The sequence below is a fragment of the Dyadobacter psychrophilus genome, assembly GCF_900167945.1.
GTDB classification, from domain to species: Bacteria; Bacteroidota; Bacteroidia; order Cytophagales; family Spirosomataceae; genus Dyadobacter; species Dyadobacter psychrophilus.
Genome location: NZ_FUZA01000006.1, coordinates 320,903 through 345,300, shown reverse-complemented (window position 1 = coordinate 345,300; position 24,398 = coordinate 320,903). Strand labels below are relative to the sequence as shown.

Below are 24,398 nucleotides of genomic sequence, written 5' to 3'. Positions count from 1 at the left end.
CATTAATTGATCATGACAACATACACCATTTGTGTTTTTACAGAAAATACGATTGGTATTCTGAACAAGATTACCACCATTCTGACACGCAGACGCATTAATATTGATAGTCTTACGGTTTCCGAAACGGAACGTAAGGGTATTTCAAGGTTTACCATCGTCATTCGCCATGAGTCGCGCGATGCAGTTGAAAAGCTCGTCCGCCAGATCCGTAAAGTGATTGAAGTGCTGGCTGTTTTTGGTTATCTCAATGACGATATCGCTTACAATGAGATCGCATTGTTCAAAATCTCAACACCAATTGGTGCGAAACCGCTTGACATCGAGACCATTAACAAAACTTACAAGGCCTGGGTCGTTTACTGGCATCTGACTTATGTAATTATCCAGAAAACGGGCACGGAAGAAGAAATTTTTGAATTCTTTGACTATATCAAGCCCCACGAGATCCTGGAATTTGTAAGATCAGGACGTGTCGCAGTGAGTAAATCGCCTCAAACGCTTGTCGATTATCTTCCTGAGGCTGAGTGGGAGTATTATCAGTAACCGTTCAACTTTACCTAATATTGTTTTTAAATCGAGTAATCAATAATCCAATCAATAATCAATGGCAAAATTAAATTTCGGCGGGGTCGAAGAAGAAGTAGTAACCCGTGAAGAATTTCCTCTTGAAAAGGCACGTGAAGTACTTTCTAATGAAACCATAGCTGTAATTGGTTACGGCGTACAAGGCCCAGGCCAAAGCTTGAACATGCGTGACAACGGATTCAATGTGATCGTTGGACAGCGCAAAGGAGGTAAGTCGTGGGACAAAGCCGTTGCTGACGGATGGGTTCCTGGCGAAACACTTTTCGAATTGGAAGAAGCATTGGCAAAAGGAACAATCATTTGTTACCTGCTTTCCGACGCCGCTCAAATTGAATTATGGCCAACTGTTAAGGCTAATCTTACTGCCGGAAAATCGTTGTATTTCTCACACGGTTTCGGTGTAACTTACAAAGATCAAACTGGAATTATCCCTCCTGCTGATGTAGACGTGTATTTGGTTGCTCCAAAAGGATCAGGAACTTCACTTCGCCGCTTGTTCGTAGAAGGAAAAGGCTTGAACTCTTCTTTTGCAATATTCCAGGATGCAACGGGCAAAGCGCGTGAGAAATGCATCGCAATGGGAATCGGTGTTGGTTCAGGATATTTGTTCGAAACTGATTTCTACCGCGAAGTTACGTCTGACCTTACAGGCGAGCGCGGAACATTGATGGGCGCTATCCAGGGAATTTTTGCAGCACAATACGAAGTGCTTCGCTCAAACGGACACTCTCCGTCAGAAGCATTCAACGAAACAGTTGAAGAATTGACGCAATCATTGATGCCACTGGTTGCTGAAAACGGCATGGACTGGATGTATGCAAACTGCTCTACAACAGCACAACGCGGTGCATTGGATTGGTGGAAACCTTTCCGTGACGCTACTAAGCCTGTTTTCGAACAACTTTACAACTCTGTAAAAAGTGGCGAACAAGCTAAAATCTCCATCACGCGTAACTCACAATCGGATTATCGCGTGAAATTGGAAGAAGAATTGGCTGAGCTTCGCGAATCAGAAATGTGGCAATCGGGCAAAACTGTTCGCAGCTTGCGCCCAGAAAATAATTAATTAGATTTTTTTTCTTTGCCGTTGGCTTAAGCCAACGGCAATTGAGAATAAAGAGAAATATGAAGCTTTGCAGCATGCAAGGCTTTTTTCATTAACAGCAATGGATACAGCTCACTCCGCTCCGACATTAGACAACATTTTCCTCGCCGCTGAAAGGCTCCGAGGCATCATTAATCACACACCGATCTTTTACAATGCGCATCTTTCCGAGCAATATCAGGCTAACATTTATCTAAAAAGGGAAGATCTGCAAACCGTACGTTCCTACAAAATTCGCGGTGCTTATAACAAAATGGCAAGCATGTCAGCCGAAGCGCTTGCAGGCGGGATCGTGTGCGCGAGCGCAGGCAACCACGCACAAGGCGTTGCCTATGCATGCAGGAAAATGCAGGTTAAAGGAGCGATTTTCATGCCCACAACTACACCAGCGCAGAAAATCAAACAAGTAAGGTTATTTGGCAAAGAGTGGATTGAAGTGCATTTGGTCGGAGACACTTATGACGATGCATATTATGCATCGAAAGAATATCAGACTATCACTAATGCTGTTTTTGTGCATCCGTTTGACGATTTGCAAGTCATTGAAGGTCAGGGAACTGTTGGTTTGGAGATTTTTAAAGATGCTGATTTCAAGATTGATTACTTGTTAATGGCGATTGGCGGCGGCGGTTTAGCTTCGGGGATTTCTACCGTTTTCAAACAGCTTTCGCCAAAAACAAAGCTGATTGGCGTTGAACCGGAAGGTTCGCCAACCATGTATCAGGCCATGCAAGACGGTCACGTGGTAACATTGGAGCACATCGACAAATTTGTCGACGGCGCGGCTGTCCGCAGGGCGGGTGATATTACATTTGAGATTTGCAGTAAAAGTCTGGATAAAGTAATCCTGGTGCCGGAAGGCAAAGTTTGCTCATCCATTTTGCAGCTTTATAACGAAGAAGCCATTGTTGCCGAACCAGCCGGAGCGCTTACTGTTGCTGCATTGGATTTGATGAAAGATGAAATAAAAGGCAAAAATGTCGTCGCACTCATCAGCGGAGGCAATAATGACATTACCAGAACGGAAGAAATCAAAGAGCGCTCGTTGCTTTACGAAGGCTTAAAACATTACTTCATTATCCGCTTCCCTCAACGCTCCGGCGCATTCCGTGAATTTCTAAATGTCCTCGGACCCAACGACGACATTGCTAGATTTGAATATGTCAAGAAAACCAACCGCGAGCAAGGCCCTGCATTAGTCGGCATCGAACTGAAAAACCGCGAAGATTTCGCACCATTAATCGAAAGAATGGACGCGAACCGGGTTGTTTACGAATATTTGAATGACCAGCCGGATTTGTTTCAATTTATGGTTTAACAAATGCTCCGCGTCCCTTCCGATATCAGCTCTCAGGAATTTGAATCCTTAAAGATTCAGGATATGACTTTTGTTGCGTATCGCAACGAGGTCTATCCGTCCAAGTATGACGTGTTTTTTGAAGAACATGCCGTGATTGTGGTTTTGGAAGGGGAAAAGAAATTTACAAGTCCTACCCAAGAAGTGCATGTTGAAAAAGGTGACATTCTGTTTGTCCAGCGCGGTTTTTATCTAATGTCAGAGTCGATTAATGAGTCTTATAAAAGTCTGGTTTTCTTCTTTGATGAAAAGCTTTTGAAAGAATTTGTCAGCCTGCATCCTGAATTGTTCAATCCTTCCAAAGCAACAGCTGTGCTGGAAAATCCGATCCTGCTTTTAAAGTCAGACGAGAATTTTGAGAAGTTTATTCAATCCGTATTTCCGTATTTTAGATCAAGAACAGAATTAAAAAATCATTTCCTCCGGCTTAAATTTCAGGAATTACTACTTCATTTGCTCGAACTGGACAATTCAAAACAACTTCGCGCTATTCTTTACAGTTTATACAAAGGAGAAAAAGCTGATTTGTCATTCTTGATGAACAGTTACTATCTTAAACCGTTAACATTAAATGAGTTAGCAAGACTTTCGGGCCGGAGTTTGTCAGCATTCAAAAGAGATTTTCATGACGAATTCAAAACCTCACCCGCGCTTTGGCTTAAAAACAAAAGAATCGATTACGCAGATTTCTTGCTAAGAAACAGCACAAAAAATGTCTCCGAAATCAGTACAGAGATTGGTTACGAGAGCGTTTCGCATTTTATTAAAACATATAAAGAGAAATACGGGAGGACGCCGAAGAAGCAGGGTTAAATTTGGCGCTTGTAAATCTGCTTTAATCTTTATATTTGTATAGATCACCTAGCATTTGTTAGTATGGAAGCATTGCATGTTTATCCGAAAAAGAGCCAACAGAAAGCGGTAGAAGCGTTTTTGGAGGCACTAAATGTGCCTTATGAAAAGGAAGAAATTTTACCTGACCACGTTATTCAAGGCATACAAAAAGGTTTGGATGACATTAAAGCAGGCAGAACCATCACACTGGAAGAGTTCGAAAGGAGGCGAGCCGAAAGCAAATGATTCTAAAAGTTACACTTACACACACAGCGACAGAAACATACGAATACATCTTTAATCAAATTGTCTTAAAATTTGGTGTGGCTGCCGCTAAGAAATTCGAACGAAAGACTCTCCAAACGTTAAAAGCGCTTTCGAAAACTCCTTATATCTTCAAATCCATTGAAGGAAATTCCGATGTAAGAAAGGGCTATATTAATAAGAATTGCTCTTTCTTTTATCAAGTTTCCGTGTTTGAGGTAAGCATCCTATTCTTCTGGGATAACAGGCAAGAACCATTATTATAGTAATCCACAACTCCCCAATAACAATTTCCGCTCAAACTTCTCTTAAAAACCAAAATCACTATTTTTTGAACCTTTAACGTTATACTTATTACCTTGAATTTGTGGTAATTTGTAATCTCATTTCTCCTTTTAAGAAAACAGCGATTTACAGCGCAATTTCTTAGAAGTCAGTCTTGAAGAGGCGAAATTTTAATAAATAAAAAATGAGTAATCAAGCAAGTACCCTTTTCGACAAAGTGTGGGACGCACACGTTGTACGCAAAATTGCAGATGGTCCGGATGTGTTCTTCATCGACCGTCATTTTATCCACGAAGTAACCAGCCCGGTTGCATTTCTGGGGCTCGAAAGCAGAAACATCGGCGTAATGTATCCTGAAAGAACATTCGCCACAGCCGACCACAACACACCAACCATTAATCAGCATCTACCCGTGCAGGATGCGCTTTCTGCGAATCAGTTGAAAGCATTGGAAACAAATTCAGCCAAATATGGCATTTCGCACTGGGGCCTCGGCCATGCCAGAAACGGAATTGTCCATGTCGTTGGGCCTGAAAACGGAATTACGCTACCAGGTATGACGATCGTTTGCGGGGATTCGCACACATCCACGCACGGTGCTTTTGGCGCAATTGCCTTTGGTATAGGTACTTCCGAGGTTGAAATGGTGCTTTCTTCGCAATGCATCATGCAGCCTAAGCCTAAGAAAATGCGTGTAAATGTTAACGGAACATTAGGCAAAGGAGTGACGCCAAAAGACGTTACGCTTTACATTATTTCGAAACTGACAACTGCCGGAGCAACGGGTTATTTCGTTGAATACGCGGGAGACGTTTTTAGAAATATGAGCATGGAAGGCCGTATGACGGTTTGCAACATGAGCATTGAAATGGGCGCACGCGGTGGCATGATCGCTCCGGACGAAACAACTTTTGCGTACATCAATGGCCGCGACCAAGCTCCGAAAGGAGAAAAGTGGGATGAAGCATTAGCTTACTGGAAAACGCTCAAAACAGACGAAGGCGCAACATTTGATAAAGAATATACTTTCGATGCCGCCGACATTGAGCCAATGATCACTTATGGAACGAATCCGGGAATGGGTCAGGGGATTTCGCGGAACATACCAACTTCGGAACAAGTGGAAGGTGGAAAGTCGACATATGATAAGTCATTGGCTTACATGGGCTTTCATGAAAATGAATCCATGTTAGGCAAGAAAATAGATTACGTTTTCATTGGAAGCTGCACAAATGGTCGTATTGAGGATTTCCGTGCATTTGCTTCGATTGTAAAAGGTCGTAAAAAGGCTGATAATGTTACGGCTTGGGTTGTTCCGGGTTCACACATTGTAGAGGCCCAGATTAAAGAAGAAGGTATTTTGGATATTCTTACGGAAGCTGGTTTTGAGCTTCGTCAGCCTGGATGCTCAGCTTGTCTGGCGATGAATGATGACAAGATTCCAGCTGGAAAATATGCTGTAAGCACCTCGAACCGGAATTTTGAAGGTCGCCAGGGCCCAGGCGCAAGAACGCTTCTGGCTAGTCCGTTGGTGGCTGCGGCGGCTGCGGTAACCGGAGTAGTTACAGACCCTAGAGATCTTCTTTAATTCAAAACCCGACATTCAAATGGCTTACGATAAATTCACATTATTAAGAAGTACGGCAGTGCCTTTGCCGATTGAAAACGTTGATACAGACCAGATTATTCCGGCTCGTTTTCTTAAAGCAACCAAACGCGAAGGATTTGGAGATAACCTTTTCCGCGACTGGCGTTACAATGGCGATGATACGCCAAAAGCAGATTTCGTTTTAAATAATCCAATCTACAAAGGTAAAATCCTGGTAGGCGGACATAATTTCGGAAGCGGATCCAGCCGTGAGCATGCGGCCTGGGCGATTTACGATTACGGTTTCCGTTGCGTTGTTTCAAGCTTTTTTGCTGATATCTTTAAAGGTAACTCATTGAATATCGGTATCTTGCCTGTTCAGGTGAGCGCTGAATTTTTGGATAAAATTTTCCTTGCCATTGAGGCAGATCCTAATGCTGAGTTTGAGGTAAATCTGGAAGAACAGACGATTACAATCGTTAGCTCTGGCGAATCGGAATCTTTCGACATCAATGGCTATAAAAAGCATAACATGATCAATGGTTTTGACGATATCGATTATCTGCAAGCCATGAAGGGAGAGATTAAGGAGTTTGAAGCAGAAAGAATTTATTAAGCCGCCGGCCGCACGCCCCCTATGAACAGCCGCTATATTGAAATAATGGATACGACACTTCGCGATGGTGAGCAAACCAGCGGCGTGTCGTTTTCCGCATCAGAAAAGTTAACCATTGCGCAGATCCTGTTGCAGGAAGTGAAAGTTGACCGCATTGAAATCGCTTCTGCCCGGGTTTCGGAAGGAGAATTCCAGGCCGTTCAAAAGATCACCGAATGGGCAAAGGCCAATGGTTTTTTGGATAAAATTGAAGTCCTGACGTTCGTTGACGGCGATGCTTCCATTAACTGGATGCTGGAATCTGGCGCCAGGGTGATGAATCTTTTGACCAAAGGTTCGTTGAATCATTTGAAGCACCAGCTAAAAAAGTCGCCGCAAGAGCATTTCGAAGACATTCGGAAGGTCATTGAGTTGGCTGATTCCAGTGGGATTGACTGCAATGTCTATCTGGAAGATTGGAGCAATGGCATGCGAAATTCGCCGGAATACGTTTTCCAATCGCTTGATTTTTTGGTTACCCAGCCTGTAAAACGGATTTTGTTGCCTGATACACTGGGCATTTTAACACCTTCTGAGTCTTACAATTTTGTAAAAGCCATCGTTGACCGTTATCCAAGCAGCCATTTCGAATTTCACGCGCATAACGACTATGACCTGAGCATTGCTAATGTCATGGAAGCATTGCGTGCAGGAGCGCACGGGCTTCATCTGACAGTAAACGGCATGGGTGAAAGAACCGGAAATGCGCCTTTGGCGAGCACGATTGCGGTTATTAATGACCTTATGCCGGAGTTCAAAACCTCTGTAAATGAGCGGTCATTATACACGGTTAGCAAGCTCGTTGAGACATTTTCCGGCGTTAGAATTCCGTCTAACAAGCCTATTGTAGGAGAGAGCGTTTTTACGCAAACCGCTGGTATTCACGCAGATGGCGATAAGAAAAATAATCTTTATTTCAGCAAGTTAATGCCTGAGCGTTTTGGTCGTCAGCGGCTTTATGCTTTGGGTAAAACTTCCGGAAAAGCGAATATCGAGAATAATCTGAGAGATCTGGGAATTACGCTTACGGACTCGGATCTTAAAAAAGTTACGCAGCGGATCATTGAGCTTGGCGATCGTAAAGAAGCGGTGACGCCTGAGGATTTGCCCTACATTATTTCTGATATTCTTGCCAGCAATGCGATCGAGGAAAAGGTTGTCATCGTCAATTATGTGCTCACGCATTCAAAAAATTTGAAGCCTTCTGCAACATTGCAGATCAAGTTTGGCGAAGAGGTTTTTGAAGAAAATGCGCAAGGCGACGGTCAGTATGACGCTTTTATGAATGCATTGAAAAAAATATATTGCCGAAAAGGAATCAGCTTGCCGATGCTGACGGATTATGCCGTGCGCATTCCGCCTGGTGGTAAAACAGATGCCCTTTGCGAAACCATAATCACCTGGGAAATCAATGGTAAGGATGTGAAAACAAGAGGTCTGGATTCCGATCAAACCGTTTCAGCAATCATGGCCACGCAGAAAATGCTAAACTTAATCGGCATTCCATCAGCAACCGAATTGACGCCGGAAATTCCCTTGGTTGCGGCTCTTTGATTATTTTCTAGCTAAATCTTTACGAATGGACAAGTCTCAATTTTATCAAAACCTAAAAAATTATCTCTTGCAAAAAAAGGTGACAAAGGCGGCCGTCTTTGGTTCTTTTGCGAGAAATGAGGAGAATGATGAAAGTGACATTGACCTGATGATTGATGCAAGCGGGCTTACTATGTTCGAGATCTTGCGCATTGAGGACGAGCTGCAATCTATATTCAAGCGTAAATTTGATTTAGTTGAATTTAAAGCTGTTAAATCGTCAATTCGTAAATATGTATTTGAAAATACGGTCGAGCTCATATGATACGCGACGATCGGGTTTACATTCGGGACATTATCGAATCTATTGAGATTATAAATGATTATGTAACGGGTAAATCGGAAAGGGATTTCGAAGAAAGTAATCTATTGCAGGATGCAGTTTATAGGAGATTCGAAATTATAGGCGAGGCGGCAGCGAAAGTCTCGGAGGCATGTAAAGATGCTCCTCCTGAGATTGAATGGAGACTAATGAAGTTAATGCGTAATAAGCTGATTCACGAATATTTCGGAATTTCCGCAACAGCCGTTTTTGCAACGATAATAGAAGATTTGCCTCCATTATTGGCAAAGATTAAAATGATTTAATTACTGATTATCAATTCGAACAATTAATGAAGAAAAATATCCTAATCGTTCCGGGAGATGGAATCGGACAAGAAGTTACAGAAGTTGGGAAAAATGTTTTGGTAAAAATTGCCGAGAAGTTCGGACATGAATTTATCTATGATGAAGCATTAATGGGTCACGTTGCGATTGAAGCAACCGGAAATCCGCTTCCTGATGAAACGCTAGAAAAAATGCGCAAGTCAGACGCGATCCTTTTCGGAGCGGTGGGCCATCCCAAATATGATAACGACCCAACTGCAAAAGTTCGCCCTGAACAAGGCTTGCTGAAAATGCGTAAAGAACTTGGTTTGTACGCAAATTTGCGTCCGATCAAATTGTTTGACGAGCTTTTAGGGGCTTCTTCAATCAAGCCTGAAATCCTGAAAGGTTCGGATATTTTGTTCTTCCGCGAGCTTACGGGTGACATTTATTTTGGAGAAAAAGGCCGTAAAAACGATAATAACACCGCTTATGACATCGCGGAGTATAGCAGATACGAAGTAGAGCGCATTGGCCGCAAGGCATTTGAAGCTGCTCGTACGCGTGGCAAAAGATTAATGTCTGTTGATAAAGCCAATGTGCTGGAAACAAGCCGTTTATGGAGAGAAGTGATCCAAGCGATTGCTCCTGAATATCCAGATGTTACAGTTGAGCATCAGTTTGTAGATTCAGCGGCAATGTTGCTGATCAAAGATCCTAGGCGCTTCGATGTTGTGGTAACTGCTAACTTGTTCGGTGATATTTTGACGGACGAAGCAAGCCAGATTGCGGGTTCAATGGGCATGTTGGCGTCTGCTTCCGTAGGTGATAGCACAGGCGTTTACGAGCCGATCCATGGTTCTGCACATGACATTACCGGAAAAGGAATTGCTAATCCGCTGGCATCTGTTCTTTCTGCCGCGCTTCTGCTGGACATTTCGTTTGGTTTGAAGGAAGAATCCGATGCCATCATTTCAGCTGTTGACAAGTTGCTGAAAGACGGTTTCAGGACCAAAGATATTGCGGACGCTTCAACGCCTGCACACCTGCTTTTAAACACGCAGTCGGCGGGAGAAGAACTTTTGAAAAGAATCTGATTTAAAAGAAGAAATACCAAATAATATTTGTTCGAAGGAAAACTTATGTTTTATTTGCAGAACAAAATGTTGTTAGCGAAATTTCGCAACCAGATATCATGAACGCACTCGAATTGAACCTTAATCTCCTTATTTTGCTAATACCGTAAACACGGGAAAGGTTATGTTTTGATTCGTTTAAAACCCTTTCTCTAATCCGGAAAGGGTTTTATATTGTTTGAAATTTATTAAATTCGTATCCATTAAAATTTTAATACCCACCAATGAGTAATCGAGTTCAGATCTTCGACACAACTTTGCGAGACGGCGAGCAAGTTCCAGGCAGCCAATTAACGACAGAAGAAAAGATTGTTGTAGCCAAGCAGCTCGAAAAACTCGGTGTAGACATTATTGAGGCCGGCTTTCCGGTGTCAAGTCCGGGCGACTTTAATTCTGTGGTTGAAATATCCAAAGCCGTGCGCGAGCCGATTATTTGTGCGCTTTCACGCGCGGTGCCTGGCGACATTGATGCGGCTGCCAATGCGTTACAATATGCGCAACGCGGAAGGATCCATACGGGCATCGGTTCTTCGGATATTCATATTCAGCACAAATTCAACACGACGCGGGAAAAGATCCTTGAAAGAGCCATTTCTGCGACTAAATATGCAAAAACCAAAGTTGAGGACGTGGAATTCTACTGTGAAGATGCTGGCCGGGCGGACCTTGTGTTCCTTGCTCAGTTGGTCGAAGCAGTGATTGGCGCGGGTGCAACGGTTGTGAACATTCCTGATACAACCGGATATTGCCTTCCGGAAGAATACGGATCAAAAATCAAATACATTTTTGAGAACGTTTCAAACATTCATAAGGCTGTCATTTCCATCCATTGCCACAACGATCTTGGATTGGCAACAGCGAATTCTATTGCAGGCATAAGCCAGGGCGCACGCCAGGTTGAGGTTACCATTAACGGAATTGGCGAGCGTGCTGGAAATACTTCTTTGGAAGAGGTTGTGATGGCCTTAACGGTTCATAAGGAGCTTGGTTTGGAGACTGGCGTTAATACGCAATTCATTTATCCGACGAGCCAGCTGGTTTCTAAAATGATGCGGATGCCGGTTCAGGCAAACAAGGCGATTGTGGGACGTAATGCGTTTGCACATTCATCCGGAATTCACCAGGATGGTTTCTTGAAACATCAGTTAACTTACGAAATCATGAACCCGCAGGATGTGGGCGTGGATAAGTCAGACATTGTGCTTACGGCCCGCAGCGGTAGACATGCTTTGAAGCATCGCCTAGAATTACTTGGATTCAGCTTCGACAAGCCAGCATTGGACGAATTATACACAAGATTCCTGGAAGTGGCCGATTTGAAGAAGGAAGTGAACGACGCAGATCTGGTTGATTTGGCCAGAACGGCGATCCCAGTGGAATAATTAGAAAATCATTAAAAAGCATAACCCATTGAATCTGAATTTGATGTTTTAAAGAATTATTTGTAACATTACATATTCAATAACATCCATCAGATTGCAAAAAGCCCTCGGTGATTCTGACTAAGGGCTTTTTTCTTGTTACAGGATTATGGTCCGATTGCCGTGAATAAACACACGATCATTGAAAACCAGCTTCAAAGCCTTCGACAAAACACCCTTTTCCGTATCCCTTCCCAATGTAGCCATATCGGACGCAGTTTGTCTATGATCGACAGACTTTACATCCTGAGCAATGATCGGTCCCTCGTCTAGATCGTTGTTTACAAAATGTGCTGTGGCCCCAATAATTTTGACACCGCGCTCGTAAGCCTGCCGATAAGGATTCGCACCAATAAATGCTGGAAGGAAAGAATGGTGTATATTAATGATCTTATCCGGGAAGTGATCGACAAAATTGGGCGTGATTACGCGCATATACTTCGCCAAAACCAGATATTCCGGCCGGTAAATGTCCAGGGTTCTTAAAATCGCCTCTTCATGTTCCTCCCGCGATCGGTTTTCGTGCGAGATGAAGTGAAACGGAATGCCAAATTTTCCTACCAGCGGCTGTAATGTGTTATAATTGCTGATCACAGCCAGAATTGTCGCATCCAGTTCATCAAACGCATATCTTATCAACAGTTCACCAAGACAGTGGTGCTCCTTGGTGACCATGAGCACGATATCCTTCTTCTTTTTGGGATTAATGCGCAGATTAAGTCCGGCTGGCAGATCAGACTTCAACACTTCCATCAATTTATCAATGTCCGTCTCACCCTCAAACTCCGTCCGCATAAAGAAATATTTGGATGGGCTTACATATTCATCATTGCGTATAATGTTCTGATTATGAGCAAAAAGTATGCGGGTAACCTGGTAAATCAAGCCTTTGTGATCGGGCCCGTCCATCAATAGGATATGTCGTTGGATCATTCGTTTTAAACTAAATGGACTTAAAATTAATATTTAACCAGCTATATTTTTTCAAAGGTCGCGGTAACTTATCTCCTTTGACGACTGTTTCCAAGATTGACATCGATATTTTACGCAATGGCAGAAGAACTATTAGTCCCCACAACCACCGATAGAGCAACGGTTTACAATGCATTGTTCCCCCAAATACAAGCATTAATCGGAACGGAAAGTGACCTGATCGCTAACCTGGCGAATGTTGCTGCGGCATTGAAGGAAGCATTCGACTTTTTTTGGGTGGGTTTTTATATTGTGAAAGAAGGCCAGTTAGTGTTGGGGCCATTTCAGGGGCCTATTGCGTGCACGCGCATCGCATTCGACAAAGGCGTTTGTGGAGCAAGTTATAGTCAGAAAAAAACCTTGATCGTCCCCGATGTGGAAGCATTTCCTGGACATATTGCCTGCAACTCTGCATCCAAGTCCGAGATAGTGCTTCCTGTTTTCCATCGCAATGGCACCGTCGCAATGGTGCTGGATGTGGACAGCGACCAGCTCGATGATTTCAGCGAAGTGGACGCCTTGGAATTGGGAAAAGTCCTCCGGTTAATAGAGAGAAAATTATAGTCAATAATGCAAAAAAGCCTCGCTATCCGTAGATAACGAGGCTTTTTTCTATTTTAAAATGCTTAGTTCAGCGAGAACATCGGCAGCCTCAGCGCAACAACATTGTTGAACATGAGTTTGGATATTTTTGGATCCATATAATCAATCAGCGGAAATTCCGAAACGAGCGACATTACTTCAAACTCGCTTTCTGCCCTTACCACGCACCAAAGTCTGGAATAATCATCCGAAAGGGCATAGGACATCAGTCGTCCCTGCTCCATCATTTCATTAATTTTTTTTCTCTGAGCAGGTATTTTCGCTGTAAAATCTTCCGACATAACGGCCGGAAGTTGAATTTCAACCATGTATTGGCTCATAGGTGATAGAAGTTAGGTGTACAGAAATACCTTAGCGTTTACTTCACTTTTACTAAAAGGATATGCGTCAATGATTAGTTCCTGCGTGTAATGTAGTAAACATTCTCAAAAAACCTTTTTTACTTTTTCCAACCATTTCAATGTCCATCGTGTCAAACCTATTACGAATTGCCTTGTTCAGAATTGCGCAATGCGTTAGCCATGAAGCAGTATTCAACTATCTTTGGGATAGCGGTGCTGATTTTAATAAAAATAAACCGAACGAAGCACCCCTAAACTTCGGATGACCTTTAACGAACAGGAATTAGTGCAAGGCTGCAAGCAGCGCAACCGGACTGCCCAAAGACAACTTTATGACGTCTTCGGGGGCAAGCTGTTTGCTATATGCCTGCGGTACACTAAAAACCGGACGGATGCGGAGGATGTTTTACAAGATGCGTTCATTAAGATATATGAAAACATAGATTCTTTCAGAAACGATAGCCCGTTAGAGTATTGGCTCCGTTCTGTTGTAGTAAACACAGCGTTGAACCATCTGAGGCAGCAAAAATATTTGAAAGACCTGGATGACATTGATTTACACCATAATGGCATTGCTGATAAGGAAGTAACATTGGGGGATTTTCAGTTAAAACAGCTTTTGGAAGTAATACAAGAGTTGCCGCCTGGATGCCAGACAATATTTAACCTGTATGCCATTGAAGGTTATCAGCACAATGAAATAGCCCAAAAGCTGGGCATATCAGAAGGAACCTCAAAATCGCAATATGCGCGTGCAAGAGGGCTTCTTCAACAAAAATTGAACAAAGAAAAAAGATTTAATGATGGATCCGTCCGAGATAAACAACTTTGAAGATCAGTGGCGAAAGGCTTTGAAAGAGGCCTCCGAAGCTCCTCCTCAATCAGTTTGGGAGGGCATTGAGGCGCGGCTTGATCAGGAAGACAGAGGAGCGATATTGCCGCTTTGGTGGCAGTCGTCTAAAATATGGTATGCAGCAGCTTCCATTGCGGCACTTTTATTGGTTGGGGGCGGGATTTGGTATTCCAATTCAGGCTTGAAGGGAAATAAAGTGAACACAGAAATCGCTGCTGCTAAGCAAAACGCAAAAGAATCCGTATCGCCTGAAAATGAGCCGGCAGAAGCTGAGATAAATGCGGATGCTGGCAGAGAACAGTTGGCATTAGAGGAAAATAAAGCTGAAAAGTCAAACACTTTGAGTAAGCCGGAAACTGTCAATAAGCCGGAAACCGGCATTAAGCCAGGAACGATTGTTAAGCCGGAAATTGGTGATAGAAATCAAGGATTGGCATTTGAAAAATCTGCACAAAGCACTGCAGATGGAGTGAGTAGCCGTGTATTACGATCAGATGGTAAAGAATCTGCCCCGGCTGCGGGAAGCGAGTTGGCTGAAAAAAGAGATGGCAATGCGTTCGTTAAGGAACAGGGCGCGACGTTAACTGAACCAGAAAAATCAACGATGGCGCTCGCATTGTTGCCGACAACGCCTTACAGCGATCTGGACATTCATATGCAGAAACGCTACGTTTTCTTCCGTCCCGAAGTGACTACCAAAGAGGAGCCGGTTGCGCCTGCGAAAAACACTGAATACTATGCCGCGCTGAGCCTTATGCCAGCATCATTTAATCCAAACCTTAAAGTTAAAGAGGCTCCCGTTGGCTTTTCAGGGCAATCACTATCCACGCGGAGGGCTGTTTCAGGAACCAGCGAGGCGGGCGCTTCGTACGCTGTGCAAACGCAGGGGGGAATGAAGCTTTCCAAACATTGGTCGGTTGAAATGGGCGTAAGTTACCTGAAAGGAAATTCAACTTACGAGGGCGGTGGCTATGTGATGAATGCATTCAGTAATAAGTCGGCAAATGTTTTAGAGAATGCCTACGCCGGCGTAGCACCGGGTTTTGCAGGAATGAACGGAGACAAAACAGCTGATTTTGTCAATAACGGGGCACTTTACATTGATGTAGCCAAAACGGTAAGCAATAACTATCAATATCTGCAACTGCCCGTTCAAGCCGGATTCACAATTTATCCCGAGAAAAAATTCAATGCCTCGATTTTAGGTGGAATGATGGCCAATTTCTTTCTCAGCAATGAATTGGAATCGGCATCAGGTGAAATTATTACCACCAAAGCCAGCGACGAAATATACAGAAGCATGAATTGGGCCGCCACCACAGGCTTGCGATTCAATTACAGGCTTTCTACACGCTGGAATGCTAACCTGACGGGATCTTACCAAAAATCGGTAACGTCCGGCTTCCGGTCTAACCAAAGTCTGGATTCCCGTCCTTATTTGTATGGTATTTCATGGGGAATGCGCTATTCTTTTTGAAATAATTCGGATTAGCTTCCAACCATTTTTTGATTTGGTGGTTCTAGGATAATGTAGATTCAGATAATCTATTAGCCATGAATAAGATCCTTAAATCATTATTAATCCCAGGTGTCGTTGCAGGCGCAATTTTCGGCTGCACAAACGACAACCCCGGTCCGGATAATTTGCCGGACCCAATTTACCCGGTTCAGATTCCAGCCCGCATTTCGGAAGGAACGAATGAATTTTCATTTAATTTCCTTCACACATTACAGCAAACACAGGCTCCGGGAGAAAACCTGTTCGTATCGCCGCTGAGCCTGCATATGGCATTAGGGATGCTGTTGAACGGCGCCGAACAGGAAACCGCGGATGAAATTCTTAAAGCCCTCGAAATGGAAGGCGTTTCACTTGCGGACCTCAACAATGCTTACAAAACATTGATCAACGACCTGCCGGTTGCTGATTCAAAAGTAAATCTTGGCCTGGCCAATTCACTCTGGTACAAAAGCGGATTTACGGTGAAGCCGGATTTTCAATCAGTTTTGAAAAATTCATTTAATGCTGAGGCGACAGGCCTTCACTTTGATAATGCTGCCAAAGACAAGATTAATCAGTGGGCGAGCGATAAAACGAATGGTAAGATCAAACAAGTCATCGAAGAGATCCAACCTGATCACGTGATGTTCCTGCTCAACGCTTTGTATTTCAAGGGAGACTGGAAATATCAGTTTGATGCCAAGAACACGAGGGACGAAACTTTTAAACTAGAAAATGGAAGCGGCAAGCCGGTTAAAATGATGTTTGCCAAATCAAAATATAAGACCCTCAGCACCGAAGCCTATTCCGCAGTCCAGCTGCCTTATGCGAATGGGCAGTTTAATATGACATTACTCGTTCCAAAGGGTCAGAATACGGTGGATAAAATGCTCACCAACTTCAATGCGAGCGACTGGGAAAACTTGCGGAAAGGATGGCCGGAAGCTAATATTGAGGTGGGCCTACCCAGATTTACATTGGAATATTCGGCTCAGCTGAAACAAACTTTGGAAAAGATGGGCATTCAGAAAGCATTCACTTCGGCAGCGGAACTAGGAAAAATTAATGCGACCGCTGACCTGTTTGTGGATTTCGTAAAGCAAGACACCTATCTGGGCATAGATGAAAAAGGAACAGAAGCTGCCGCAGTAACTTCGATAGGTGTCAGTGTCACATCCGCCGGCCCTAACCAGCCAATCGTTTGTGACCGTCCTTTTGCATTAATCATCAGTGAAAATACATCCAATACAATCCTTTTCATGGGTAGGATCAAGAACCCTGAAAGTAAGTAGCATTATCTATTAGCCACAAAAAATTAAAGATAAAAAATGCCGGTAGTCCTGGCATTTTCGGGGTGCGTTATCGTCCGGAGGCCTTGCTTTCGGACGATTTTGTTTTGAGTTACAACCATTTATAAAATAGCCGTGTCATGCATTAAACCGAGTATAAATGTGATTTTTACTATCCTCTAAACCTAACCGTCATGAAACCTAAACTTCTACATTTATTTATCCTCTTTGCCGCCGTTACATCCTGGTCATGCAACGATCAATGCAAGGAAACGCGTGTCACCAGGCGCTTCACCAATGTCACGCGCTCCGTGATGGAACTGCGGACCATGCTGAAAACCGAGTCGCCCAGATCACTTGAACGTCCTGGAAAAATGTACATTAAGGGCGACTATCTGTTTGTAAATGAGATAAAAGAAGGCATTCACATCATCAACAACAAAGACAAGTCGCACCCCGAATTTATCACCTTCATACGCATTCCGGGAAACGGCGATATGGCCGTTCGGGACAACATTTTGTATGCTGACAGCTTCTCGGATCTCGTCGCGATTGACATTAGCGATCCTCAGAATCCTAAGGAAATGGAGCGGATTAAGGATGTTTTTAAAAACGGAAATTTCGATGGCGGCATCTGGACATTAAACGAAACCACAGGTGCTATTAACGACCAGAATGTAGATTTTGTAACTGAAACCGTGACTGTGAATTGCGAGGATGGCGTAAACCCGAGTTCCTGGTGGGAACGGGGCTGGCTAGCCGAGAGGGCTTTCGCGACCGCTATGTCTTCCGCCTCGTCGGCATCTGCGCCTGGTTCGGGTGGAAGCAAAGGACAGGCCGGGTCCATGGCGCGCTTTGCACTGCATCAGAATTTTCTTTACACGGTTACACAAAGCAGCCTGCATCTTTTTAATGTTGCAACGCCTTCAAAGCCAAAGGATTTTGCGACCGTGAATTTTGGATGGGGCATAGAAACCATTTTCCCTTACGAGAACAAGCTTTTCATAGGCTCTGCCACAGGCATGTTCATTTTTGACAATAGCAATCCTGCCGAACCCAAACAACTTTCCACGTTTCAGCATGGGCGTGCCTGCGACCCGGTTGTGGTGCAGGATAACATTGCTTATGTGACCATCAGGAGCGGAACTGCTTGTCCTGGAACACAAAATCAGCTTGACCTTGTTGATGTGAGCAATCCTTCCTCACCGCAGCTTATTAAAAGCTATCAGATGGAAAGTCCGCACGGATTAAGCATTGATTCTCCTACATTATATCTCTGCGAGGGTGCCCACGGGCTCAAAGTTTTTGATGTAAAAGACAAATTCAAAATTGACAAAAATCTGCTCGCACACTTCAAAGACGTGGATGCCTACGACGTGATTTCATTAGGAAAAACACTGCTGCTGATCGGGAAAGACGGATTCTATCAATACGATTCCAGCAATCCGAAGGACCTGCGCCTGCTTGGCAAAATTCCGGTTGGCAAAGCGATTTAGGCCAGTTCACTTTCAAAAACCACTCGATGAAAGCAGCAATTCTTATTATTATAGGCTGTTGGCTTATGGCTGGCAGCTTGCAGGCACAAAACCATGTCCCGCTCAAATACACGAACCATACGGAGTTTGGCGGGCTGTTTGGCAGGGTAAAATATCAGTTTCCCGGCAGTCCGGGCGATGAGATCCTGGAAAACCGGCTGAATGTTACATTGCAGACATTCAACGGCGTAATGCTCAGCAACCGCCTCTCCGCCGGCGTGACAGCCGGCATTGATTGGTACAAAACAGCCTTGCTAGCGCCTATTTCCGGCGGAATAAGATATGATTTGACCAAAAATGGCGGTGTCAGATTGTTTACAACGGCAGACGTAGGATATGGGTTTGCATGGTTTCAGGATGATATTGAAGGTTACCGGACAAAGGGCGGGTTAATGTTAAATCCCGGATTAGGCCTAAGAATGGGCAAAGCGGGCGGCCCCGCAGTTACATTTACAGTGAGTTACAAAAGACAGGAAGCGCACATAGACAAGTTTCCGCTCTGGGATCAGGTAGAGCGGTCGGAAGATAGGGTGTATAACAGATTAGCATTAAGGTTAGGAATTAGCTTTTAAAGCCATGAAAAAGGTCATTTCACTCATTTCGTTCACATTGCTGTTTGGACTAACGGCATTTCAATGTTCCGATTCGGATGCGGAAGGTGAGCAGCGATTATGCTGCGCCATGCCGCCATGCAGCGACGTGGCTTCGCTCAGCGGCACGTGGCGGCTGGTTGCTTACCAGAACAATGTGAGCGGAATATTGGATAGTGATCCCGATATTGAGGGCAGGGGCGTTGTTTTCACATTTACTGACTCTGGTAAAGATGGGAAGATTAACGGTCATACCGTTGCGAATGAAATTGAAGGAGCTTACACGATCTCATCAGCATGCGGATTGACGATCGATACATTTGGCGGGACAAAAGTGGGTGAACCCGGATGGAGCGGTAAAGCCTGGCTCGCGTCGGGAGCCACAGGAAGTTATAAGCGGAATGGCAATCAACTGGTTCTGGGTTTTCAGAATGGCGAATACCGCATGATTTTCAAGAAACAGTAGCCTCGTTTTTCTTGCCAAAAGCCTCAATTTCTTTAAGAAACATAGCTTCTCCACGGTGATACCAAGAGCGGAATTTTTGAGACTGATCTATATGTTTAGGCAAATAGTCAAGCATTATCGATAGGTTGAAAGATTTGGAAGTAACCCCAGCGCCTGATATCACGCCATCCATAGCATTGCATTCTTGTTCAAAATGATTGGGAACAGGCACCATCATAACCGGTTTGCCGAGATACATGGCCTCACAAACCGATTCAAAACCTGCCGTGGTAACAAGCGCGGTGCAGCTCGCCAGCATATGCAGGTATTTTTTGCTGTTAATGCGATGAAATGTTAATGTTTCGTCAAAGACAAACTCGTCAGAAACCTCGGCATTATCCCAGAAGCAATGCAACTTCACATCAGGATGCGACAGATGCCATTCAATAATCTGTTTGCTCAAACTGTGGTGCGTCATATACACCAGAAAAAAATCTTCACTAACCGCGTGCATATTAATCACTTCCTTACGCAACAACGGCGGAACAACCGTTATTTTCAGGTCGTTCCTGGACTCAATCTCCCGAAATGACAGCGCAAGACGTTTTGCAGAAAGCCAGGAAGTAAGCTTTGAATTGAAGTTAATGATGAGCTGGCTGATCTTGCTGTCTTTTGGAAAAATGAATCTTGGGTGCAGCAAAAGATACTGGTGCGCCACGCAAACCATCGGAATCTTGGAGCGATATAAGACATTGTACAAGCCGCTGAACGTCTCATAAAAACTGATGATCAAATCTGGCTTAATGTTTTCTATCGTGTTGTTTATCAGGCGCAAACCAGCCAGATATTCAGTGTGGTTTTTGAGCAAGTTATAAACAGTGGCCTTCAAGTTAATCCCGGCAACCTGACTGTTATACACAATATTTGGCGCGGAAAAATGAAAAACCGGCGCTGAAACCTGCTCTTCAAAAAAAGCCGGAATAACGCGCCCAGGCGATACGCCCACCATTGCCGCCGCAATTTCATGGCCCGCATTGCGCAAAATCTGGCTCATCGAAATGGCCTGAGTGAGGTGCCCCCGTCCTTCTCCCTGAACGAGAAAGAGAATTTTCATAGGAATCGCTGGTTTTTCCCGGGAAGCAGGCTCGAGAATGCAACCTGCTTTTGAATGCTGCCGGGGAAGTCTTCAATGATCGTTTTTGGAGCTGCTTTTTTCGAAAATCCCTTTTCCTGAACGGTGTGCTGATCGTAATAAAGCAGGCTCCAGTTTCCTTCAAAATCTTCAACCAATGCGCTCAGTGTTTCCACCCAGTCCCCGGAATTCATGTACATAATCCCGTCAATTTCACGGATCGCAGGGTGGTGAATGTGCCCGCAGATCACGCCATCGCAATCTCTGGACCGGGCCAGCTCGGTAAGTTTTTCTTCAAAATCGGTCATGTAATTAACAGCCATTTTTACAGACTGTTTAATGCGCTGCGAAAGGGAATAATACGATAGCCCGCGCCATGCCCGATATCTGTTATAAAGCTTATTAACCCACAAAAGGAATGTATAGCCCATATCGCCCAGGTAAGCGAGCCATTTTAAATGGGTGGTTATGGAGTCAAAAACGTCTCCGTGTGTAATGTAATATCGTTGAGAACCTGAACTGAGAATGTAATCTTTCCGGATCTGGAAATGCTTTCCGAGCCTTAGGGGGATGATTTGATCTAAAAAATCATCGTGATTACCGCGGATGTAAATCACTTTGGTCTTATTTTCCTCAATCATTTTTAACACCCGCTTAAAAAACATAGTATGCTTCCGTTTCCAGACGCCATATTTTTTCAGCTGCCAGGCGTCAATAATGTCACCGTTGAGGATAAGCTTTTTGCAGGAATAGCTTTTCAAAAAATTAGTAACCTCTTCTGCCTTCGAACCACCTGCTCCCAGGTGTAAGTCAGAAATGATGATTGTCCGAAAGTGAGTTGTGTCTCCCATATTACAAATATTCTTATTTAACATTACCTGGATGTTACTGACAGGTTATCAGATGGTTAAGAAAATGAATCAAAACCCTCAGAATGTGCTTGTAGAAGTATTTAGGTGTTTTTTGCGGTTACATAGAAACTTAGAAAGGATACTTTTTTTATATTTGATTGAACATTTTTAAAGATCATGCGGCGACTTCTTCTCTTATTTTGCCTTTGCAGCGCAACGGTTTTTGGCCAAAAAATTTACTTACAGCACGAAGTGGAAAAACCTGCGGAACCGGCTGGCGGTCACAGTCAGCTTGGGCAATTCATTGCTACCAATATTCAGATTCCGTTTTTGAGTTCGGTTAAAGGCATTAATGGCCGGGTTTATGTAAAAGGAGTTGTCGAGCCGGATGGAAGCATGTCGCAGCTGGAAGTTTCCAGGGGCCTGGATTCACTTACTAATAAGGAAGCAGTCCGTGTGCTGAGGCTGTATAAAGCATGGAAGCCGGCTTTAATAAAAGGCGAAAAAGTGAGGCAATCGATCGTTTATCCTATTAGTTTCAAAACACCTGCAAACACCAGTTTCGACAGCTCAAAATTTGCATTGGTCAATTATTTTGACAGTAAATACAGGCTCACGACGGACTCCAAGAAATATGAATTCAGGAGCGTAATGCCTGTGAATGAGCAGGGTTACATTAAACAAGATGTGATTTATGAACAATTAAAAGGTTCAAAGTGGAAGGAAGTCGCCCGGGTGCCATTTAAGAAGAAAGAAATCTGGCATCATATGGATTTTCTGGAAAATGGGGCCGATTCTGTAAAAGCTTATCTCGTGTTTGCCAGGGATGATAATGAAGCAAGTCATTCGTCGGAAGCAATCTTCCAGATGAACGGAAAGTTGATTTCCTACACAGAATATGGTCCGAATAACAAAGCTTCTTTGATCAAAAAATACGATTTGAGCGGAATGGTAAGGGATTTGCATGTGCCGACTGATAGCGCAGATCTGCATTTATCTTGGTTTGACAATGGGCAGATTAAATCTGTGACGGAAGATCCGGTGCCGAGGCCGAATGAATACAGAGAAAGGATTTTGGCGAACGCTTGGACCAGTGACGGAATGCAACTGGTGAAGGACGGAGAAGGTCACTGGCAATCTGTGACGAGGCTGTACCAAGGAAAATTGCTTTGGGAACAGGGACCTGTTGTTAAGGGAAAGAAAGATGGAAAGTGGCAAGGCAAATGGAAGGATGGCACTGTGCATTATGATGAAACCTACGATAATGGAACTTTAAAGGAAGGGATAGCTTATGAGGACGGGCAAAAGCGAACTTATCAGCAGGCCGTTATTCAGCCGCAGTTCAAAGGCGGTATCAATCATTTTTACAGGTTTTTAGGAGAAAACATCGTATATCCTTCGGAGGCGTCGCGAAGAGGTGTGAGCGGGCGGGTATTTTTATCTTTCGTTGTCTGCGAAGATGGAAGCATGTGCGATTACAAGGTCTTGAAAGGTGTCGGATTCGGCATTGATGAAGAAGCTTTGCGTGTTGTTAAGAAAATGAGCGGCATGTGGGATCCGGGCGTTTTACGTGGAAAGATAGTGCCTGTAAAATACAATTTGCCTGTTAATTTCCAGCTGCAATAGAACTTATCCTGCCACTTATCCGGTTCCAAAGCCAGTCAAAAAGCTTTGGAATTTTTTTATACCAAAAAATAGTGAAATGTGATCTTGCTTTGATAATATTGTGATATCACTTTACTATCAAAAATATGACCATGAATGAGAAAGAACTACGATCATCATCAGGCTATGCGCTGTTTGGGCTCGGCCTGCTTTTAATGTTTGGTGGCGTCGGCCTGGTTGCAGCAGCTGGCAGCGCGCTTGGTGGCGGCCTTGTCTTCGGAATAGGGTTTATTATTCTGATCGGCCTGACGGTCATTAACCCCAATGAAGCTGTCGTGACCACTTTCTTCGGCGACTATATGGGCACCATGAAGCAGAGCGGCCTGCGTTGGGTTAATCCTTTGTTTCGCAGAAAAAAAATAAGTTTGCGCGCCAGAAACCTCAATGGACAGAAATTAAAAGTCAATGATAAACTGGGTAACCCCATTGAAATCGCCGCGGTTGTAGTCTGGCGCGTTGGCGATACGGCAAAAGCATCATTTGAAGTGGATGACTATGTAAAATATGTTGAAATCCAGTCCGAAGCAGCTGTAAGGCACCTTGCCGGCGTGTATGCGTACGATACGATGGAAGAAGAGGATTTACAAATTCAGGAAGTAACATTAAGGGATGGAAGTGGGAAAATCAACGAAATGCTGGAAGCGGAACTGACCGAACGTTTGAGCCGTGCAGGCATTGACGTGCTGGAATCACGCATTAGTCACCTGGCATATGCGCCGGAAATTGCGGGAGCCATGTTACAGCGCCAGCAAGCCTCGGCCGTTGTAGCGGCACGCCGGCAGATTGTGAATGGAGCCGTCGGAATGGTGGATATGGCCCTGGCAATGCTTTCCGAAAAAGGAATTGTCCAGCTGGATGAAGAGCGGAAAGCTGCTATGGTAAGCAATTTGCTTGTTGTACTTTGCGGCGAAAAAGCGGCGACCCCAATCCTGAACGCGGGCACTTTGTATCCATAATATGGCAGAAAAAAAAGCATTTGTTTTACGCGTGAATCCTGATATGCTCAAAGAACTCGAAGCTTGGGCACAGCAGGATTTCCGCAGTTTGAACGGCCAGATCGAATTTCTGCTGAGCGAAGCGCTGAAAAAGCAAAAGCGTGCAAAGCAAAAAGACACCAGGCCGGAGGACGCAGATTAGGCAGCTAATGGTATTTTTGCAAATCATTATTTCAAAAATGCCTAACTTAGTTGTCTTACTATCTAATATTTTA

At 44.0% G+C, this 24,398-nt stretch carries 26 protein-coding genes; 22 read left to right on the top strand and 4 right to left on the bottom strand.

Annotation, left to right across the window (positions count from 1 at the left end):
* The first annotated feature begins 12 nt into the window (after positions 1 to 12).
* From ilvN to B5X68_RS21445, 12 genes are all read left to right on the top strand, one after another.
* Entirely contained in the window at positions 13 to 546 is a 534-nt protein-coding gene (gene ilvN / locus B5X68_RS21505; protein ID WP_026631940.1) for an acetolactate synthase small subunit, read from the top strand.
* A 61-nt stretch (positions 547 to 607) separates the two neighbouring features.
* Complete coding sequence (ilvC, locus tag B5X68_RS21500) at positions 608 to 1,654, top strand: ketol-acid reductoisomerase (protein ID WP_082216817.1); 1,047 nt, start codon at positions 608 to 610, stop codon at positions 1,652 to 1,654.
* Between the two features lie 100 nt (positions 1,655 to 1,754).
* Complete coding sequence (gene ilvA / locus B5X68_RS21495; RefSeq protein WP_082216816.1) at positions 1,755 to 3,011, top strand: threonine ammonia-lyase; 1,257 nt, start codon at positions 1,755 to 1,757, stop codon at positions 3,009 to 3,011.
* Between the two features lie 3 nt (positions 3,012 to 3,014).
* Positions 3,015 to 3,863 (top strand): AraC family transcriptional regulator, encoded by an 849-nt coding sequence (locus tag B5X68_RS21490; RefSeq protein ID WP_082216815.1) that lies wholly within the window; start codon positions 3,015 to 3,017, stop codon positions 3,861 to 3,863.
* A gap of 63 nt (positions 3,864 to 3,926) precedes the next feature.
* The gene (locus tag B5X68_RS21485) at positions 3,927 to 4,130 is read left to right on the top strand and encodes a hypothetical protein (RefSeq protein ID WP_082216814.1); all 204 of its coding nucleotides are present in this window, start codon (positions 3,927 to 3,929) and stop codon (positions 4,128 to 4,130) included.
* A gap of 487 nt (positions 4,131 to 4,617) precedes the next feature.
* Complete coding sequence (gene leuC / locus B5X68_RS21475; RefSeq protein ID WP_082216812.1) at positions 4,618 to 6,021, top strand: 3-isopropylmalate dehydratase large subunit; 1,404 nt, start codon at positions 4,618 to 4,620, stop codon at positions 6,019 to 6,021.
* A gap of 19 nt (positions 6,022 to 6,040) precedes the next feature.
* The gene (gene leuD, locus B5X68_RS21470) at positions 6,041 to 6,637 is read left to right on the top strand and encodes a 3-isopropylmalate dehydratase small subunit (RefSeq protein ID WP_082216811.1); all 597 of its coding nucleotides are present in this window, start codon (positions 6,041 to 6,043) and stop codon (positions 6,635 to 6,637) included.
* A gap of 21 nt (positions 6,638 to 6,658) precedes the next feature.
* Entirely contained in the window at positions 6,659 to 8,230 is a 1,572-nt protein-coding gene (locus B5X68_RS21465; RefSeq protein ID WP_082216810.1) for a hydroxymethylglutaryl-CoA lyase-like TIM-barrel protein, read from the top strand.
* Between the two features lie 25 nt (positions 8,231 to 8,255).
* Positions 8,256 to 8,534: a nucleotidyltransferase family protein gene (locus tag B5X68_RS21460; protein WP_082216809.1), complete on the top strand. Its 279-nt coding sequence runs from the start codon at positions 8,256 to 8,258 to the stop codon at positions 8,532 to 8,534.
* Positions 8,531 to 8,857, top strand: coding sequence for a HepT-like ribonuclease domain-containing protein (locus B5X68_RS21455; RefSeq protein WP_082216808.1), 327 nt, complete (start codon positions 8,531 to 8,533; stop codon positions 8,855 to 8,857). The genes B5X68_RS21460 and B5X68_RS21455 overlap by 4 nt, the downstream gene beginning before the upstream one ends.
* 26 nt (positions 8,858 to 8,883) lie before the next feature.
* Positions 8,884 to 9,954, top strand: coding sequence for a 3-isopropylmalate dehydrogenase (leuB, locus tag B5X68_RS21450; RefSeq protein WP_082216807.1), 1,071 nt, complete (start codon positions 8,884 to 8,886; stop codon positions 9,952 to 9,954).
* Positions 9,955 to 10,217: 263 nt separating this feature from the next.
* Entirely contained in the window at positions 10,218 to 11,375 is a 1,158-nt protein-coding gene (locus B5X68_RS21445) for a 2-isopropylmalate synthase (RefSeq protein ID WP_082216806.1), read from the top strand.
* Positions 11,376 to 11,513: 138 nt separating this feature from the next.
* On the opposite strand, the gene purU is transcribed toward B5X68_RS21445, so the two are convergent.
* The gene (purU, locus tag B5X68_RS21440; protein ID WP_229208519.1) at positions 11,514 to 12,323 is read right to left on the bottom strand and encodes a formyltetrahydrofolate deformylase; all 810 of its coding nucleotides are present in this window, start codon (positions 12,321 to 12,323) and stop codon (positions 11,514 to 11,516) included.
* Between the two features lie 141 nt (positions 12,324 to 12,464).
* Here purU and msrC point away from each other — a divergent pair, with 141 nt between their 5' ends.
* The gene (gene msrC / locus B5X68_RS21435; protein WP_082216804.1) at positions 12,465 to 12,950 is read left to right on the top strand and encodes a free L-methionine (R)-S-oxide reductase MsrC; all 486 of its coding nucleotides are present in this window, start codon (positions 12,465 to 12,467) and stop codon (positions 12,948 to 12,950) included.
* A 62-nt stretch (positions 12,951 to 13,012) separates the two neighbouring features.
* Here msrC and B5X68_RS21430 read toward each other — a convergent pair whose 3' ends face one another.
* Positions 13,013 to 13,309 carry a muconolactone Delta-isomerase family protein gene (locus tag B5X68_RS21430; RefSeq protein WP_082216803.1) on the bottom strand — a complete coding sequence of 99 codons (297 nt, stop codon included), beginning with the start codon at positions 13,307 to 13,309 and terminating at the stop codon, positions 13,013 to 13,015.
* Positions 13,310 to 13,592: 283 nt separating this feature from the next.
* On the opposite strand from B5X68_RS21430, the gene B5X68_RS21425 reads away from it, so the two are divergent.
* The 6 genes from B5X68_RS21425 (at position 13,593) to B5X68_RS21400 (ending at position 19,561) form a co-directional block, all read left to right on the top strand.
* The gene (locus tag B5X68_RS21425) at positions 13,593 to 14,162 is read left to right on the top strand and encodes an RNA polymerase sigma factor (protein ID WP_082216802.1); all 570 of its coding nucleotides are present in this window, start codon (positions 13,593 to 13,595) and stop codon (positions 14,160 to 14,162) included.
* Positions 14,131 to 15,660: an outer membrane beta-barrel protein gene (locus B5X68_RS21420; RefSeq protein ID WP_229208513.1), complete on the top strand. Its 1,530-nt coding sequence runs from the start codon at positions 14,131 to 14,133 to the stop codon at positions 15,658 to 15,660. Before B5X68_RS21425 ends, B5X68_RS21420 begins: the two co-directional genes overlap by 32 nt.
* A gap of 77 nt (positions 15,661 to 15,737) precedes the next feature.
* Positions 15,738 to 16,973 (top strand): serpin family protein, encoded by a 1,236-nt coding sequence (locus B5X68_RS21415; protein WP_082216800.1) that lies wholly within the window; start codon positions 15,738 to 15,740, stop codon positions 16,971 to 16,973.
* A 191-nt stretch (positions 16,974 to 17,164) separates the two neighbouring features.
* Entirely contained in the window at positions 17,165 to 18,466 is a 1,302-nt protein-coding gene (locus tag B5X68_RS21410) for an LVIVD repeat-containing protein (RefSeq protein ID WP_170916699.1), read from the top strand.
* Between the two features lie 26 nt (positions 18,467 to 18,492).
* Positions 18,493 to 19,077: a hypothetical protein gene (locus tag B5X68_RS21405; RefSeq protein ID WP_082216799.1), complete on the top strand. Its 585-nt coding sequence runs from the start codon at positions 18,493 to 18,495 to the stop codon at positions 19,075 to 19,077.
* 4 nt (positions 19,078 to 19,081) lie between these two features.
* The gene (locus B5X68_RS21400; RefSeq protein ID WP_082216798.1) at positions 19,082 to 19,561 is read left to right on the top strand and encodes an META domain-containing protein; all 480 of its coding nucleotides are present in this window, start codon (positions 19,082 to 19,084) and stop codon (positions 19,559 to 19,561) included.
* Here the strand turns inward: B5X68_RS21400 and B5X68_RS21395 are convergent.
* The gene (locus tag B5X68_RS21395; RefSeq protein ID WP_082216797.1) at positions 19,548 to 20,654 is read right to left on the bottom strand and encodes a glycosyltransferase family protein; all 1,107 of its coding nucleotides are present in this window, start codon (positions 20,652 to 20,654) and stop codon (positions 19,548 to 19,550) included. The two genes, B5X68_RS21400 and B5X68_RS21395, sit on opposite strands and share 14 nt — an antisense overlap.
* Positions 20,651 to 21,523 (bottom strand): UDP-2,3-diacylglucosamine diphosphatase, encoded by an 873-nt coding sequence (locus B5X68_RS21390; RefSeq protein ID WP_082216796.1) that lies wholly within the window; start codon positions 21,521 to 21,523, stop codon positions 20,651 to 20,653. The genes B5X68_RS21395 and B5X68_RS21390 overlap by 4 nt, the downstream gene beginning before the upstream one ends.
* A 177-nt stretch (positions 21,524 to 21,700) precedes the next feature.
* On the opposite strand from B5X68_RS21390, the gene B5X68_RS21385 reads away from it, so the two are divergent.
* From B5X68_RS21385 to B5X68_RS21375, 3 genes are all read left to right on the top strand, one after another.
* Entirely contained in the window at positions 21,701 to 23,149 is a 1,449-nt protein-coding gene (locus tag B5X68_RS21385) for an energy transducer TonB (protein ID WP_082216795.1), read from the top strand.
* Between the two features lie 131 nt (positions 23,150 to 23,280).
* Positions 23,281 to 24,144 (top strand): SPFH domain-containing protein, encoded by an 864-nt coding sequence (locus B5X68_RS21380; RefSeq protein ID WP_082216900.1) that lies wholly within the window; start codon positions 23,281 to 23,283, stop codon positions 24,142 to 24,144.
* 1 nt (position 24,145) lies between these two features.
* Complete coding sequence (locus tag B5X68_RS21375) at positions 24,146 to 24,325, top strand: type II toxin-antitoxin system antitoxin (RefSeq protein ID WP_082216794.1); 180 nt, start codon at positions 24,146 to 24,148, stop codon at positions 24,323 to 24,325.
* Positions 24,326 to 24,398: the final 73 nt, after the last annotated feature.

What these genes read in the sequence shown, in the direction of transcription:
- ilvN (WP_026631940.1), top strand. Translation starts at nt 13, where the DNA reads ATGACAACATACACCATTTGTGTTTTTACAGAAAATACGATTGGTATT.
- ilvC (WP_082216817.1), top strand. Translation starts at nt 608, where the DNA reads ATGGCAAAATTAAATTTCGGCGGGGTCGAAGAAGAAGTAGTAACCCGT.
- ilvA (WP_082216816.1), top strand. Translation starts at nt 1,755, where the DNA reads ATGGATACAGCTCACTCCGCTCCGACATTAGACAACATTTTCCTCGCC.
- B5X68_RS21490 (WP_082216815.1), top strand. Translation starts at nt 3,015, where the DNA reads ATGCTCCGCGTCCCTTCCGATATCAGCTCTCAGGAATTTGAATCCTTA.
- B5X68_RS21485 (WP_082216814.1), top strand. Translation starts at nt 3,927, where the DNA reads ATGGAAGCATTGCATGTTTATCCGAAAAAGAGCCAACAGAAAGCGGTA.
- leuC (WP_082216812.1), top strand. Translation starts at nt 4,618, where the DNA reads ATGAGTAATCAAGCAAGTACCCTTTTCGACAAAGTGTGGGACGCACAC.
- leuD (WP_082216811.1), top strand. Translation starts at nt 6,041, where the DNA reads ATGGCTTACGATAAATTCACATTATTAAGAAGTACGGCAGTGCCTTTG.
- B5X68_RS21465 (WP_082216810.1), top strand. Translation starts at nt 6,659, where the DNA reads ATGAACAGCCGCTATATTGAAATAATGGATACGACACTTCGCGATGGT.
- B5X68_RS21460 (WP_082216809.1), top strand. Translation starts at nt 8,256, where the DNA reads ATGGACAAGTCTCAATTTTATCAAAACCTAAAAAATTATCTCTTGCAA.
- B5X68_RS21455 (WP_082216808.1), top strand. Translation starts at nt 8,531, where the DNA reads ATGATACGCGACGATCGGGTTTACATTCGGGACATTATCGAATCTATT.
- leuB (WP_082216807.1), top strand. Translation starts at nt 8,884, where the DNA reads ATGAAGAAAAATATCCTAATCGTTCCGGGAGATGGAATCGGACAAGAA.
- B5X68_RS21445 (WP_082216806.1), top strand. Translation starts at nt 10,218, where the DNA reads ATGAGTAATCGAGTTCAGATCTTCGACACAACTTTGCGAGACGGCGAG.
- purU (WP_229208519.1), bottom strand. Translation starts at nt 12,323, where the DNA reads ATGGACGGGCCCGATCACAAAGGCTTGATTTACCAGGTTACCCGCATA.
- msrC (WP_082216804.1), top strand. Translation starts at nt 12,465, where the DNA reads ATGGCAGAAGAACTATTAGTCCCCACAACCACCGATAGAGCAACGGTT.
- B5X68_RS21430 (WP_082216803.1), bottom strand. Translation starts at nt 13,309, where the DNA reads ATGAGCCAATACATGGTTGAAATTCAACTTCCGGCCGTTATGTCGGAA.
- B5X68_RS21425 (WP_082216802.1), top strand. Translation starts at nt 13,593, where the DNA reads ATGACCTTTAACGAACAGGAATTAGTGCAAGGCTGCAAGCAGCGCAAC.
- B5X68_RS21420 (WP_229208513.1), top strand. Translation starts at nt 14,131, where the DNA reads ATGATGGATCCGTCCGAGATAAACAACTTTGAAGATCAGTGGCGAAAG.
- B5X68_RS21415 (WP_082216800.1), top strand. Translation starts at nt 15,738, where the DNA reads ATGAATAAGATCCTTAAATCATTATTAATCCCAGGTGTCGTTGCAGGC.
- B5X68_RS21410 (WP_170916699.1), top strand. Translation starts at nt 17,165, where the DNA reads ATGAAACCTAAACTTCTACATTTATTTATCCTCTTTGCCGCCGTTACA.
- B5X68_RS21405 (WP_082216799.1), top strand. Translation starts at nt 18,493, where the DNA reads ATGAAAGCAGCAATTCTTATTATTATAGGCTGTTGGCTTATGGCTGGC.
- B5X68_RS21400 (WP_082216798.1), top strand. Translation starts at nt 19,082, where the DNA reads ATGAAAAAGGTCATTTCACTCATTTCGTTCACATTGCTGTTTGGACTA.
- B5X68_RS21395 (WP_082216797.1), bottom strand. Translation starts at nt 20,654, where the DNA reads ATGAAAATTCTCTTTCTCGTTCAGGGAGAAGGACGGGGGCACCTCACT.
- B5X68_RS21390 (WP_082216796.1), bottom strand. Translation starts at nt 21,523, where the DNA reads ATGGGAGACACAACTCACTTTCGGACAATCATCATTTCTGACTTACAC.
- B5X68_RS21385 (WP_082216795.1), top strand. Translation starts at nt 21,701, where the DNA reads ATGCGGCGACTTCTTCTCTTATTTTGCCTTTGCAGCGCAACGGTTTTT.
- B5X68_RS21380 (WP_082216900.1), top strand. Translation starts at nt 23,281, where the DNA reads ATGAATGAGAAAGAACTACGATCATCATCAGGCTATGCGCTGTTTGGG.
- B5X68_RS21375 (WP_082216794.1), top strand. Translation starts at nt 24,146, where the DNA reads ATGGCAGAAAAAAAAGCATTTGTTTTACGCGTGAATCCTGATATGCTC.